Here is a 13,099-nt window from a genome sequence, read left to right on the forward strand (position 1 = left end):
ATGAGAGTTTTAGAGCATCTGCAGCCAAAAGCCGTATTTTCCTATTTCGAAGATCTTTGCGGGATTCCGCATGGTTCAACGAACATGAAGGCAATCAGCGATTACTGCGTCGCTTTTGCAAAAGAGCATGGGTTGTCCTATATTCAGGACGAGATGTATAATGTCATCATCAAAAAACCGGCGGCAAAGGGCTATGAGGATGCGCCGGCGCTGATGATCCAGGGGCATTTGGACATGGTGTGCGAGAAAGACGCTGCCTTAACAGAGCTGGATATGTCTAAAACGCCGTTGGAGCTCGCGATAGATGGAGACTATATTTATGCGAAGGGAACCAGCCTCGGCGGAGATGATGGGATTGCTGTGGCATACGCGCTTGCTATCCTGGCTTCCGATGATCTGCCGCATCCGAAAATCGAAGCTGTTTTCACGACAGATGAAGAGATCGGAATGCTGGGCGCAGCCGCAATTGATCTTTCTTCTTTAGAAGCAAAGCTTTTGCTGAACCTTGACTCCGAAGAGGAAGGAATTTTTTTGACAAGCTGTGCGGGCGGAGTGACGGCTGCGTGCCGTCTGCCAGTTCAGTATGAAAGCTGTGAGGGAATATCTGTGACGTTGTCTGTTGACGGGCTTCTGGGCGGACATTCCGGCGGAGAAATCGATAAAGGCAGGGGAAATGCCAACCTGCTAATGGGGCGGCTGCTCAATCGGATTGGGAAAAAAGCGGGATTCCGGCTTGCCGCCCTGGGCGGCGGGTTGAAGGACAACGCAATCCCGCTGTCCTGTCGGGCGGAAGTCGTCACTTCTGATCCGGATACTGTCAAAGCGGTTGCGGAAGAATATGACGCGATTTTAAAGAACGAATATAAAATCAGCGATCCTGGAGTTGCCGTAAAGGCTTGTATCAAGGACACTGGAGCAGTGCTGGCACTGACCGAGGATTGTACCAGACGCGCTGTTTGCCTTTTGCTGAATGTGCCAAATGGGATCCAGGCGATGAGCATGGATATCCCGGGGTTGGTAGAAACCTCGCTGAACCTCGGTATTTTGACACTGGACGATAAGGAAATGACGATGAGCTTTGCGGTTCGCAGCTCTGTGCGGACAGCCAAAGAGGCTGTGGTAGAACGCCTTTACAGCTTGACAGAAGCGTTGGGCGGCTCTGTGAATCTGAGCGGAGATTATCCGGCATGGGAATACAAGAAGGACTCCCGCCTGCGGGAGATCGTGGTGGAGGCATACCGCGACCAGTATGGGGAGGAACCGAAAATTGAGGCAATCCACGCCGGCCTGGAATGCGGGATGTTTTCCGGTAAAATAAAAGGGCTTGATTGTATTTCCCTCGGGCCTGATATGACGGCGATCCATACCTGTAAGGAGAAGATGAGTATTTCCTCCGCGCAGCGCACCTGGAATTTGGTTGTCGAGGTGCTTAAACGCCTGAAAAATTATTAATATCAAATCCCCGACGAATTGTTTCATCGGGGATTTTTACTGCTTTTGAGCCGAGATTATGCCTTGCTGACAAAGGCCGGGCAAGTATTCCGGCGGCAATGCAATGAATACTGAGGAGAAACAACATTTTTTCTCATTTGTACAACATTTCTTCTATTTTCAAAAGCCGGAAAATGTGATATTCTAAACCTGATGGTGAACGAAGACATTGGAAACAAATATTTCAATTCAGGAGGAAGCCTATGCAACAGATTCCAAGGCCAGAATATCCCAGACCGCAGTTTGTACGCGGCGGTTGGGAAAACCTTAACGGAGAATGGGAATTCTCTTTTGACCAGCCGGTATTTGACCGGAAAATTTTAGTACCGTTCTGCTATCAGAGCGAGCTGAGCGGTATTCACGATGAAACAGACCACCTGCATGTCTTTTACCGCAGGAAATTCACCGTTCCCGCAGGGGGAATGAAGGAAAAGCGCCTGATGATTCATTTTGGCGCGGTGGATTATGAAGCAAGGGTGTGGGTCAACGGAAAGCTTGCCGGTACGCATCAGGGCGGAAACCTTGCTTTTTCCTTTGATATCACAGAGCTGGTATCTGACGGGGAAAACACAGTCACAGTGCAGGCGACCGATTCGCAGAGTCAGGCGCAGCCGCGCGGCAAACAATCCTGGAGAGGGGAGCATTTTGGATGCTGGTATACCCCGACCACAGGGATTTGGCAGACAGTTTGGCTGGAGTATCTGCCGGAAGCTTACATAAAGTATGCAAAGTTTACGCCGGATGTGGACAGACTGGAAGCCGGGGCGGAGGTCTATGTTTCTTCAGATACCCCGGCGACCGTATCGGCTGTAGCCACAATAGAGCGTAACGGCTCAGAGGTGGTTTTGGCGCGGGCGGAGCTTCTGTGCCGGCATGGTTACGGAAAAGGAAAGTTCTGTTTTGACGATGATGGCGTGAAAATGTGGGACGACCTGCTGTGGTCTCCGAAGAAACCAAATCTGATTCGCGTAAAGCTAACGCTCGAAGAATCGGGCGACCAGGCCGACACCTATTTTGGGATGAGGAAGATCAGCTATGCGGGAGGAAATATCCTGTTAAATAATGAGGTTCTCTATCAGCGCCTGATCCTCGACCAGGGTTACTGGAAAGAATCCCTGCTGACTCCGCCGTCTGATGAGGCCATCCGAAAGGATTTGGAGCTTACCCTGGCGATGGGCTTTAACGGTGCGCGCAAGCATCAGAAAATTGAAGACCCGCGCTATTATTACTGGGCAGACAAGATGGGCGTGCTGGTATGGGGCGAGATGCCTAGCACCTATGAATTCAGCAGTACGGCACAGCGGAATACCCTGTCCGAAATGACGGAATTTGTGGAAAGCCACTATAACCACCCGTCGATTATCACTTGGGTTCCGGTCAATGAGAGCTGGGGCGTGAGCCGGATTCTCAGCGAAACGCAGCAGCAAAATTTCGCTAAGGGACTGTATTATACCGTGAAATCCCTTGACCCCACCCGTCTGATCAGCATCAATGACGGCTGGGAGCAGCTAAGTGACGGGGACTTCTGTGCGATTCATGATTACAAGCTGTTCCCGGATAACCTGGATAAATACGATGATATGGATAAACTCCTTTCCGGCGCAATGGAGCACCGCCAGGCTTATGCGGACGGTGACGGCTACCGGGCGGGACAGCCGGTGCTGATGACCGAATACGGCGGAATTGCCTTTGACTTTTCTGTCAACCAGGAGGGCGAAGCCTTCTGGGGCTATTACGGCGCGGTAAAAAGCGAGAAGGAATTCCTTGATCGTTTGGTGCCGATAAACCGGATGCTGATGGAGTCCGGCAAATTCTGCGGATACTGCTACACCCAGCTCACCGACGTTATGCAGGAGGTTAACGGGCTGCTGACGATGGATCGGGAACCAAAACTTCCGCTTGAGACGTTGTATAAGATTTTTACCGGAAGTCAGCTTTAAATGGGGATACTCTGCACTGTTAAGCAGATTGACTAGGTTTATGTTGGCATTTTCGGTCAATAGGGAAAATTTCCTTTGCAACAAAAGTTTTCAGTTGGGATTGGCTTGTCATTTACCCTTTGCCGCGATATAATAAACAAAGTGTAAAAAATCCGAAAGGAGCGGACAGCGTGGATAAAATTGACAAGGAGCTGCTTCGGTTGCTGACGGAAAATGCCAGAATGCCACTCAACCAACTTGCGCAAAAGGTGTTTCTTTCCTCTCCGGCAGTTGCTTCCCGAATTGAAAAGCTGGAACGGGAGGGGATTATTCAGTCCTATACGACCAAGGTGGATTATCTGAAATTAGGATATCCGATCACGGCGTTTATTAATTTGGAAGTACAGCCGCAGCAGAAACAATCTTTTTATTCCTATATTGAGTCATGTCCTAATGTATTGGAATGTGATTGCGTTACCGGGCGGTATTCGATGCTGATTAAGGTGGCTTTTCCAAGTACGCAGGAGCTGGATTCCTTTATCGGCCAGCTTCAGACCTATGGGAATACAGAAACACAGATTGTTTTTTCTACTCCGGTAGAATCCCGTGGTATTCAGCTAATGCCGGCAGAAGGACTTCAGCATTAACATAGGCGGCCGGGAGAAAACGGCTGTAATGATTAGGCAGTAATCTAAATCAAAAAGCGGTGGAAGGCAAATTTGCTTTCCACCGCTTTTATTGTTGATTAATATTGTTTTCCCCAGTAGACCTGATGCTTGGCCGGCTTTCCGCAGCAGACGCAGACATCGGAGAGATGTTCCTCTTCAAATGGGATGCACCGGGATTTTACTCCTCCGGTATCCTCCTTGATCTTATTTTCACATTCTACATCGCCGCACCACATTGCTTTAATAAAACCGGGCTTATTTGCGGCAATATCTAAGAATTCATCGTAATTGCGGGCAACATAGGTTTTCTCTTCCAGGTTTTTCAGTGCCTTTTCATACAACCCGTCATGGACTGCCTGTAGGAGCCGCGGGATTTCTTCCGTCAGGCTGTCAAGTGAGACAAAGGTTTTCTCACGGTTGTCGCGCCGAACCAGGACGCATTGATTCTGCTCGATATCCTTCGGCCCGATTTCAAGACGAAGCGGCACGCCTTTCATCTCATATTCACTGAATTTCCAGCCGGGTGAATTGTCGGAATCATCCAGCTTCACGCGGAAAACTTCGGAAAGCTTGGCGGCGATTTCTCTTGCCTTTTCCAACACCCCTTCTTTATGCATTGCAATCGGCACGATGACTACCTGAATCGGAGCAACCTTGGGCGGGAGTACCAGCCCGTTGTCATCTCCGTGTACCATGATAATAGCCCCAATCATTCGGGTAGAAACGCCCCAGGAGGTTTGATGGGGATATTGCAGGGTGTTATCACGTCCGGCAAATGTAATGCCGAAGCTTTTCGCAAAGCCGTCCCCAAAGTAGTGGGAGGTTCCGCCCTGAAGCGCAACGCCGTTATGCATCATCGGCTCAATCGTATAGGTTTCCCGTGCGCCGGCGAATTTTTCTTTCTCGGTTTTCCGTCCGGTTACCGCGGGGATTGCAAGCGTTTCTTTGTAAAAATCCGCATAGGTCTGAAGCTGCTGCATGGTTTCCTGTCTGGCTTCTTCCTCGGTTTCGTGCATGGTATGTCCTTCCTGCCACAAAAATTCAGAGGAACGCAGGAACGGACGGGTGGTTTTCTCCCAACGCATGACAGAGCACCACTGGTTATACAGCTTTGGCAAATCGCGGTAGGAATTGATTATTTTCTGGTAATGCTCGCAGAACAGCACCTCTGAGGTCGGCCGGATACAGAGCCGTTCAGCCAGCTTTTCCTGGCCGCCCTGGGTGACCCAGGCAACCTCCGGAGCAAAGCCCTCTACATGGTCTTTTTCCTTCTGAAGAAGGCTTTCCGGAATCAGCAGCGGCATGTAAACATTTTCATGCCCTGTTTTTTTAAAGCGGGCGTCCAGATCCTTCTGGATATTTTCCCAGATCGCATATCCGTATGGCCGGATTACCATGCAGCCCTTTACGCCCGAATAGTCGGTTAGTTCAGCCTTTTTCACAACATCGGTATACCATTTAGCGAAATCCTCATCCATAGAGGTGATCGCTTCTACCATTTTTTTCTGTTTTGCCATCTTATTGTTCACCATTCCCTTTTGGTTTTTCAGTCGTCATATATGTAAATTATTCTAACATTTATAGAAAGAAAAAGCAATATTCTTTTCGCAGAAAAGAATAAAAATAATTACATTTTGTATAAAAATAGAAGAAAAAACAATTAGTATGATAAAAATTGAAAAATAAAGGAAGAAATAACAATTAAAAACAGTCGATTCATGCCTTATTTACATCATTTTCATTGAATTTGCTGCCGCCAGGTGATATAATATAACATATCTGTTTGCATGTTACATAGTTTTTACATGATAAAATAAAATGATATAAGAGTATTTGTGATGAAAAAACGGATAATAAAAAGGTTAGGATGTGTTTGTGAATGCAGGATCAAAATCGGCCGCAGTCCGGGAAAAAGCGTGTGGTACGCGGTTCTTCTGTAGTAGCAGAATACGATAGCAGAACTGGAAGAAGAACTTCCTCCAGCAGCAGTCGGGGGCGTACCGCCCCGTCCCGTTCCAGGGGCGGCCGGAAGTCCTCCGGCAGTTCAAGGAGCAAGCAGTATAACCGACGCAGAAAACAGAAAATGAGCAAAGGGAAAAAGGCTCTGCTCATTACAGTAATTGTCCTCCTGGTTTTGGCGGGACTTTTGGTTTTCCTGTTCCAGTACTATTTCGGTGGATTAAGAATTAAACCGATTCTCGAGGGCGCTGATCTTGGAATCAACAGCGAAATCGAGCGGGATGACAGCGTAACCAATATTCTGCTTTGCGGGATGGATACCCGGAGCAAAACTCAGGTTAAGGGCCGGACAGACGCGCTGATGATGCTGACAATTGACAATAAGCACGACAAGATAAAAATAGTTTCCATTCCGCGCGATACGCTGGTAAATATCGACGGCTATGGGAAAGATAAAATCAACGCCGCCTATGCGTATGGCGGGCCGGAGCTGGCAATTAAGACCTTTAATCAGACCTTCCATACAGATATTCAGGATTATGTTGCGGTTAACTTCTACCAGCTTGCCGAAATTATTGATGCGGCCGGCGGGGTGGATATTGAGGTCAGTGCTGCGGAGATGAAGCATCTGAACAAGCTGGTGGTTGAAATCACAGGAGATGAATCAAACCGCCTGGATACCAGCCTTGCGGGAACAAAGATCCATTTGAACGGGCCGCAGGCGGTTGCCTTTTCCAGAATTCGTTATGTCGGGACAGACGATGCCCGCACGGAACGTCAGAGGGAAGTGCTGAGCGAGCTGTTTAAAACTGCGATGAATATGGAATTCTCCCAATATCCGGGCTTTGCCAGAGAGCTTCTGCCGATGTGTGAAACCTCTCTGGATTACGGCAAGATTATCAGTTTGGCCAGCATTATGACAGCGGAGGACTTAAAGCTGGAAATGCAGGCCTTCCCGAATGAGTATATTGATATTAGTCAGAGCGGGACAAACACAGTGATTAAGAATGGTGTCTGGTATTATGTTTACGATACGGAGCAGGCTGCAGATATGATCCATAAATTTGTTTATGATGATCTGACCTTCCAGCAGCAGTATGAACCGGATACTGATACCTCGTCTGACCTGTCGTCCGATACCGCGGCGTAATTCCTGCTTCTGTCCTGCCTGTACGACAGAATAACAATAATAGAAAGCTCTGTTTTTTGCAGCGAAATAAGGTTGTGAAGGACAGAGCTTCCATATAGGAAAGAGGGATTACCGTGAAATATTGTGGCGAGATGTGCCGGATTGATGCGCAGGAGGTTTCGGCGCTGATCAAAGAGGACCCCAATCATTTAATTGCGCTGTCCGAATGTGATTTTCATCAGAAAATCGAACAGGTTGCCCATCAGATTCTTCAGGAGGACCACAGGATCATCCTGCTGACAGGGCCGTCTTCTTCCGGGAAGACCACGACAGCGAAGCTGATTCAAAGAAGCCTTGCACAGCTTGGGAAGACGGTTCACCGGATTTCCCTTGATAACTTCTATAAGCCTTATGATGAACTGCCGCGCTGGAACGATGGTTATGTCAACTACGAAAGCATCGATGGATTGGATGTCAATGAATTTAATGGCCTGGTCAAACAACTGAAAGAAACCGGCTATGCGGAGTTTCCGATTTTTGATTTTTCAATAGCCAAGCGTTCGGAAAAAACCTTTTCCGTTACTTTTGATGAATCCACCTATATTATTTTTGAGGGGATCCATGCGCTGAACCCGCGCCTTGCCGGACAGTTTGATCCGAGCCGCATCTTCCGCATTTATGTCAGCGTTCACAGCGACTTTGTGGACGGAGATGGACATATTCTGTTGAAGGCACGCTCCCTACGGCTGCTGAGAAGGATTCTGCGGGATCAGGTTCACCGTAACTCTGATCCGGTGAACACACTCAAGCTATGGGAATATGTGGTACGCGGGGAAGAGGACTATATTAAGCCGTTCCGGTGCTATGCTGACTACCATTTAAATTCTGCCCATGCCTATGAGCCGTTTGTCTATGCTGGCAGAGCGATGCGGGAATTAGGCGGTTTAGAGGATAAGGGACCTTATGAAGCGGTCATTGACCAGTTGCTGGCGGAAATTTCGCAGTTTGCACCGGTAAACCCGGCTTTGATTCCGGAGGATAGCCTGCTTCGGGAATTTATATCATAGAGAGGAAGAGCCCAATGACACCAAATTATGGATCATCACAGGGATTTGAAACATGGCAGCAGGTAGAAGAAAAGAAGCGTTTTTATTTTAAGAAGAACAGCAATCGAGTTGCGAAAACAATGCTGTTGTCTTTGCTCCTGCAGTTTGTACTGATGTTTTTGTTTGAGTTTGTTTATCTTTTTTTCCGCGCTTTTTCGGAGGCTATGCAGTATGTTGCGGCAACAGGAGAGACGAGTTTTCAAGCAATCTATCAGATTGTTTTGAATATGATGCTCACCGACCCGATTTTCTCCACGGGGCTTTATTATGTTCCGATTGCAGTGATTATGTTTTTCAGCAATATGATTCCTGTATGGTACTGCTCCAAAGGCAGCGGAATCCGGCTGAAGGGGTTGTTTCAGGGTGTGCGGCCAACCGCCGGGTTTGTCGGCTTAAGTATTGTTTTCCTTTTTGGATTAAATTTTGTCGGCGGAATTATTTACCAGCTAATTAATGCCGGCCTAGGTCTTGTTGGCTTTCGCGCGCCGGGCAGCAGCCTTTCCTTCCCAACAGATTCTGTATTGGGCGCGGTGTTTTATGTGCTGTTTTGCTGCGTTATCGCTCCGATTACAGAAGAATTGATGTTCCGCGGCGTTATTCTGCGGTCGTTGAGCCGATACAATCTCTTTTTTGCTTCTATGGTTACCTCTATTTTGTTTGGAATCATGCATGGCAATTTTGCTCAGATGTTCCCGGCCTTTTTAATGGGCTTAGTACTCTGCTATGTCACAGTAAAAACCGGATCAGTCAAGCTTGCAATTGGGCTGCATATTCTGAATAATGCTGTAAGTGTTTCACTGGAAGCACTGCAAAGCCTGTTCCCGGAAAATTCCGGAGTTTACATAGCGGTCAATATGGCTGGCGGTATGCTGATGATCGCATGCTTTATCGCAACAGTGATTCTGCTGATTGTGCTGAGGAAAAACATACATTTTACCAGCGATGACCCATTGAGCGCCCAGCGTGACAATATTATTACAGTGCCGAACTTGTATCAGAATTTCTTTTCCTCCGCTTTTATCATTGTTTTCATCGCGATCATGGCTGCGATGATGCTGTTTGGAATATTTACTTCTATCGCATAATGAAAAAGAAATGAAAGAAAAGACGGATTTTTTATTCCGTCTTTTCTTGACAACCTGTCTGAATCGTTGTATAATAGATAAGTCGAAATAAGATGCTCCGTTAGTGAAGTGGTTAACACGCAAGATTCTCATTCTTGAAGCACGGGTTCGACCCCCGTACGGAGTGCCAAAAAGCAGAAGGGACAGATACTCTTTGTATCTGTCCCTTCTGCTTTTTGTTAAGAAAGATAGGCTTATTCGGTAACACCTTCTACAGTAAAGGGCAGGTCAAGACGCGGCGCTTCCATTTTTGGGGACACAACCACGATCCCGACTGGTTCATTCCCTTCCGCTACTGCGACAAAATGCGCTTTTCCAGCAGAAATAATAATCTGTGTCCGGTTAGGAATCCGGACAATCTGGATGCTGTTGGGATCTACCGCGCCGTCCTTCACATCCGCAAAAAGCATGATCGCAGTTCCGGAGAAAAAATAGAACATTTCGGGATGAATATGCGATTCCACCTGTTGAAAGACAGGTGCATGGTGCCATGCTTCCAGAAAACCGCCGCTAATCTGTGAAGAGCCCATTTCAACGATCAGGGAACAGGGCGTCCACTCAAAATAGGTGTCGTGTCCGGTGTTCTGTGGCTGAAATAATTCCACCTCGACGCCCGGTATTTTTCCGGGTGCAATCTCTTCAATGAGTATTTTCCGATTCATCGAATCCCTCCTTTCTTATTCGGATAGTTGTATCTTTCCACCATGCTCCACTAGGTTTTTCAGAAGGAATGCAGCAGCTCCTATTGCGGCTGCATCGGAGCCTAGGTGGGAGGTCATAATGTTGACGGAATGCTCCCGGAAGGGCATGACATGCCGCTCTACTTCCTGGGTGAGGGGAAGCTGAAGCGCCTCCCCGGCACGGCTGACCCCGCCCTCCAGAATAATGAGCTGAGGGTCTAGGAAATTTACCGCGCTTGCAATCGCGATGCCTAAATATTTGATCGCCTGGTTCACAATATTATTGGCAAGTGCGTCCCCGGCCTGGGCGCATTCAAAGATTACTTTTGCATCGATTTTTTCCAGATCTCCGTTGACTACCAAGGAAATTGTAGAATGCGCACCGCTTTGAATGGCTGTGCGCGCCTGCTTTGACATGGCATTCGCAGAAGAGAGCGCTTCCAGACAGCCATAATTTCCACAATCACATTTCGGACCGTTTTTGTCCATCGTCATATGTCCGAATTCGCCGCTTAGTCCTCGCCGGCCGCTGTATACCTCATTGTCGATGACGATTGCGGCGCCGATCCCGTAGCCAAGGTTGATGCATAGAAAGTCATTGACGTCCTGTCCCAGTCCAAACCACAGCTCTCCCATTGCCATGGCGCGGGTGACGTTATCGACAAATACCGGCAGGCGGAAAGCGTCATAAAGCGGCTTTTTGATATCCTGCTGACGCCATCCAAAGTCTGGTGAGAACAAAACCTTGCCCTCAGCGGATGAAATCAATCCGGCTACTCCAACACCGATACCAAGGATATTTTCGGCTTCGGTCTCAGTCTGCTGACTCAAAATAGAGGCAACTGCCTCGATTACCTGCGTCATAATCACAGCGAAATCCCGGCTGGGATCAGTCGGAATGGTATGCTTGATTTTGATCTGAGCGGCAAGGTTAATGAGGAGCACCGATATATTGGTAGTTCCGATATCCACGCCGATAATATGTCTCGCATCGGCCACAAACTGGAGAAGCTGCGGCGGCTTGCCACCTGTAGATTCTCCCTTTCCGACCGTCTGGACCAGCCCGTTTGAGATAAACTCGTCGGTAATTTTCATGACGGTTGGGATGCTCAGGTCGGTCATCCGGGCTATTTCTGCTTTGTAGATCACATCATGCTCGCGAATCACATTAATAATATTTTTCTTATTGATATTGTTAAGGATGCTCTTATCAATTTTTGTGGGCATAGGAACCTCCAGTCAAGATAAAAGAAGCGAATTACTAATGTAACTTTCGTAAGATACTGCTGTTTTTATTATTATATAGTGCTGATTTTAAAATGTCAATTCTTTTTTTGAAAAATAAATTATATATTTTTTATAAAAAACTATTGACAAACAAATAAAATATGTTATATTTATTATCAAAGGGATCGAAGAAACGGAAATGTGTAAAAACTTACTTAATAAAGATATGTAAGTAATATGCGATAAAGCATACTTTTTCTTGCGGATAAAATATATGCAACTATTCTCTAAAAACATCTGTTTATGCTATAAAACAGGTGTTTTTTTATACCTATTTTTATGAACGGAAAAGTATGCTTTTGCGGCATGCTGGAGGTGATATAGGAAAACCATTGCATCGGTCATCCGCATTGATCTAGTTTGAAACGAAAATTATCAAGGAGGAAACTATGAAAAAATTACTAGCTGCTTTATTGAGCGCCGCGCTGCTGGCCACAACTGCTGTAGGCTGCGGCAACAACGGAAATGGAACAGATACGTCCGGAAATACCGGAGCCGGCGATTCATCCGGCACAAAACAGGTGCATTTTGCCAACTGGTGGGGCGAACATGAAATTGAAATCGCAGATAAATACTTTAAGGAAAAATGGACGCCTGAGAGCGGTATTGAAGTGGTTTTCGATTATATTCCGTTTGACGGTTTTGTGCAAAAAATGGTTTCGGAAATTACCGCGGGAAATCCGGCTGACCTGATTCTCTGCAACAGTGATATGGTATCGTCTTATGCGAAGAACGGCCTGATGCTGGAACTGGATGAATACATGGAACGAGACAGTGTAGACTTCTCGGAATTTTATGGTTCACCGGATTGGGTTGTCAATGGTAAGATGGTTGGACTGCCATCCTGGTATGGCGCTTGGTTTATGTATGTCAATACTACCATGCTGGAGGAAAACGGAATTGACGTACCGCGCGGCTCCTGGACCTGGGACGAAATGCGGGAAATCTGCCTGAAGGTGGCGGATTCGGGAAATGGAATTTATGGGCTGTCCGACGGGATGTCTAATGAACCGATATATTGGTATATGCTCAATGGCGGCGCGGCATTTTCAGACGATATGTCCGAATGCACCATTAACTCCCCGGAGGTAGTAGATACAATGGAATTTGTGCGGAAGCTGATCTACGAAGATAAAGTAGTACCGGAACCGTCCTCTTATTCCACAACGCCGGCCGACCAGCTTTTCCGTGATGGAAAAGCGGCGTTCCACTATAACGGAACCTGGACGGTCAATTACCTGCGCACCAATGCTGACAGTATTGATTTCAACTGGGACGTTATTTTTGCTCCAACCGGCCCGAATGCGAAGGGCGATGTAACTCCGGCGAGAAGCTCCGGTATGTTCATCCCGAAAAACGGGAAAGATGTGGAGACCTCCTGGGAGGTCATGAAGCACTGGGGAAGCGAGGAAGGAATCAACAACATCGATATCGGCGCGTTGTCCTCAATGCCTTCCAGCGCGGCAACATTGGAAGACGAAGCTTACTATACCTATCCTGACCAGCAGCCGGAATCCTTTAATAAAGACTTTCTGGGCGCTGTTGCTTCCCGGGCGAAATACTTCCCGTTTACCCATCATATCCTGGGCACAAATGTACAGAATGCAATGAACTCCCTTTCCAATGTATGGGTAGAAAACAAGGATTCCAAAACTGTATGTGATGAAGCGTATGAGACCATTATGGCCAACTGGGATGCAATTGAGAAGGTTGGATAAAATCTCAGTGTGAAAAAG

General features: G+C 47.3%; 10 protein-coding genes and 1 tRNA gene. 8 read left to right on the top strand and 3 right to left on the bottom strand.

The features are described 5' to 3' along the window. The 3 genes from CZ360_RS06480 (at position 1) to CZ360_RS06490 (ending at position 4,057) form a co-directional block, all read left to right on the top strand. On the top strand, positions 1-1,452 hold the full coding sequence (locus tag CZ360_RS06480) for an aminoacyl-histidine dipeptidase (protein ID WP_077533351.1): 1,452 nt from the start codon (positions 1-3) through the stop codon (positions 1,450-1,452). Positions 1,453-1,694: 242 nt separating this feature from the next. Then, positions 1,695-3,431: a glycoside hydrolase family 2 protein gene (locus tag CZ360_RS06485; RefSeq protein WP_077533352.1), complete on the top strand. Its 1,737-nt coding sequence runs from the start codon at positions 1,695-1,697 to the stop codon at positions 3,429-3,431. 170 nt (positions 3,432-3,601) lie between these two features. Next, positions 3,602-4,057 carry an Lrp/AsnC family transcriptional regulator gene (locus tag CZ360_RS06490; protein WP_077533353.1) on the top strand — a complete coding sequence of 152 codons (456 nt, stop codon included), beginning with the start codon at positions 3,602-3,604 and terminating at the stop codon, positions 4,055-4,057. Between the two features lie 98 nt (positions 4,058-4,155). Here the strand turns inward: CZ360_RS06490 and proS are convergent, their stop codons facing one another. Beyond that, positions 4,156-5,595: a proline--tRNA ligase gene (gene proS / locus CZ360_RS06495; RefSeq protein ID WP_077533785.1), complete on the bottom strand. Its 1,440-nt coding sequence runs from the start codon at positions 5,593-5,595 to the stop codon at positions 4,156-4,158. Between the two features lie 362 nt (positions 5,596-5,957). On the opposite strand from proS, the gene CZ360_RS06500 reads away from it, so the two are divergent. From CZ360_RS06500 to CZ360_RS06515, 4 genes are all read left to right on the top strand, one after another. Beyond that, a complete protein-coding gene (locus CZ360_RS06500) occupies positions 5,958-7,187 on the top strand; it encodes an LCP family protein (RefSeq protein WP_077533354.1) in 1,230 nt (409 codons plus the stop codon). A gap of 113 nt (positions 7,188-7,300) precedes the next feature. After that, positions 7,301-8,233, top strand: a complete 933-nt coding sequence (locus CZ360_RS06505; RefSeq protein ID WP_077533355.1) for a hypothetical protein — start codon at positions 7,301-7,303, stop codon at positions 8,231-8,233. A 14-nt stretch (positions 8,234-8,247) separates the two neighbouring features. Continuing rightward, the gene (locus CZ360_RS06510) at positions 8,248-9,357 is read left to right on the top strand and encodes a CPBP family intramembrane glutamic endopeptidase (protein WP_077533356.1); all 1,110 of its coding nucleotides are present in this window, start codon (positions 8,248-8,250) and stop codon (positions 9,355-9,357) included. A gap of 94 nt (positions 9,358-9,451) precedes the next feature. Beyond that, positions 9,452-9,526, top strand: a tRNA-Glu gene (locus tag CZ360_RS06515). 64 nt (positions 9,527-9,590) lie between these two features. On the opposite strand, the gene CZ360_RS06520 is transcribed toward CZ360_RS06515, so the two are convergent. Both CZ360_RS06520 and CZ360_RS06525 read right to left on the bottom strand, forming a co-directional pair. Beyond that, positions 9,591-10,058, bottom strand: a complete 468-nt coding sequence (locus tag CZ360_RS06520) for a hypothetical protein (protein ID WP_077533357.1) — start codon at positions 10,056-10,058, stop codon at positions 9,591-9,593. Between the two features lie 15 nt (positions 10,059-10,073). Next, complete coding sequence (locus CZ360_RS06525; RefSeq protein WP_077533358.1) at positions 10,074-11,303, bottom strand: ROK family protein; 1,230 nt, start codon at positions 11,301-11,303, stop codon at positions 10,074-10,076. A 449-nt stretch (positions 11,304-11,752) separates the two neighbouring features. Here CZ360_RS06525 and CZ360_RS06530 point away from each other — a divergent pair, with 449 nt between their 5' ends. Beyond that, positions 11,753-13,081: an ABC transporter substrate-binding protein gene (locus tag CZ360_RS06530; RefSeq protein WP_077533359.1), complete on the top strand. Its 1,329-nt coding sequence runs from the start codon at positions 11,753-11,755 to the stop codon at positions 13,079-13,081. The last annotated feature ends 18 nt before the right edge of the window (positions 13,082-13,099 follow it).

The organism is Massiliimalia massiliensis, assembly GCF_900155615.1.
Taxonomy (GTDB): domain Bacteria; phylum Bacillota; class Clostridia; order Oscillospirales; family Ruminococcaceae; genus Massiliimalia; species Massiliimalia massiliensis.

What these genes read in the sequence shown, in the direction of transcription:
- CZ360_RS06485 (WP_077533352.1), top strand. Translation starts at nt 1,695, where the DNA reads ATGCAACAGATTCCAAGGCCAGAATATCCCAGACCGCAGTTTGTACGC.
- CZ360_RS06510 (WP_077533356.1), top strand. Translation starts at nt 8,248, where the DNA reads ATGACACCAAATTATGGATCATCACAGGGATTTGAAACATGGCAGCAG.
- CZ360_RS06520 (WP_077533357.1), bottom strand. Translation starts at nt 10,058, where the DNA reads ATGAATCGGAAAATACTCATTGAAGAGATTGCACCCGGAAAAATACCG.
- CZ360_RS06500 (WP_077533354.1), top strand. Translation starts at nt 5,958, where the DNA reads ATGCAGGATCAAAATCGGCCGCAGTCCGGGAAAAAGCGTGTGGTACGC.
- CZ360_RS06530 (WP_077533359.1), top strand. Translation starts at nt 11,753, where the DNA reads ATGAAAAAATTACTAGCTGCTTTATTGAGCGCCGCGCTGCTGGCCACA.
- proS (WP_077533785.1), bottom strand. Translation starts at nt 5,595, where the DNA reads ATGGCAAAACAGAAAAAAATGGTAGAAGCGATCACCTCTATGGATGAG.
- CZ360_RS06480 (WP_077533351.1), top strand. Translation starts at nt 1, where the DNA reads ATGAGAGTTTTAGAGCATCTGCAGCCAAAAGCCGTATTTTCCTATTTC.
- CZ360_RS06525 (WP_077533358.1), bottom strand. Translation starts at nt 11,303, where the DNA reads ATGCCCACAAAAATTGATAAGAGCATCCTTAACAATATCAATAAGAAA.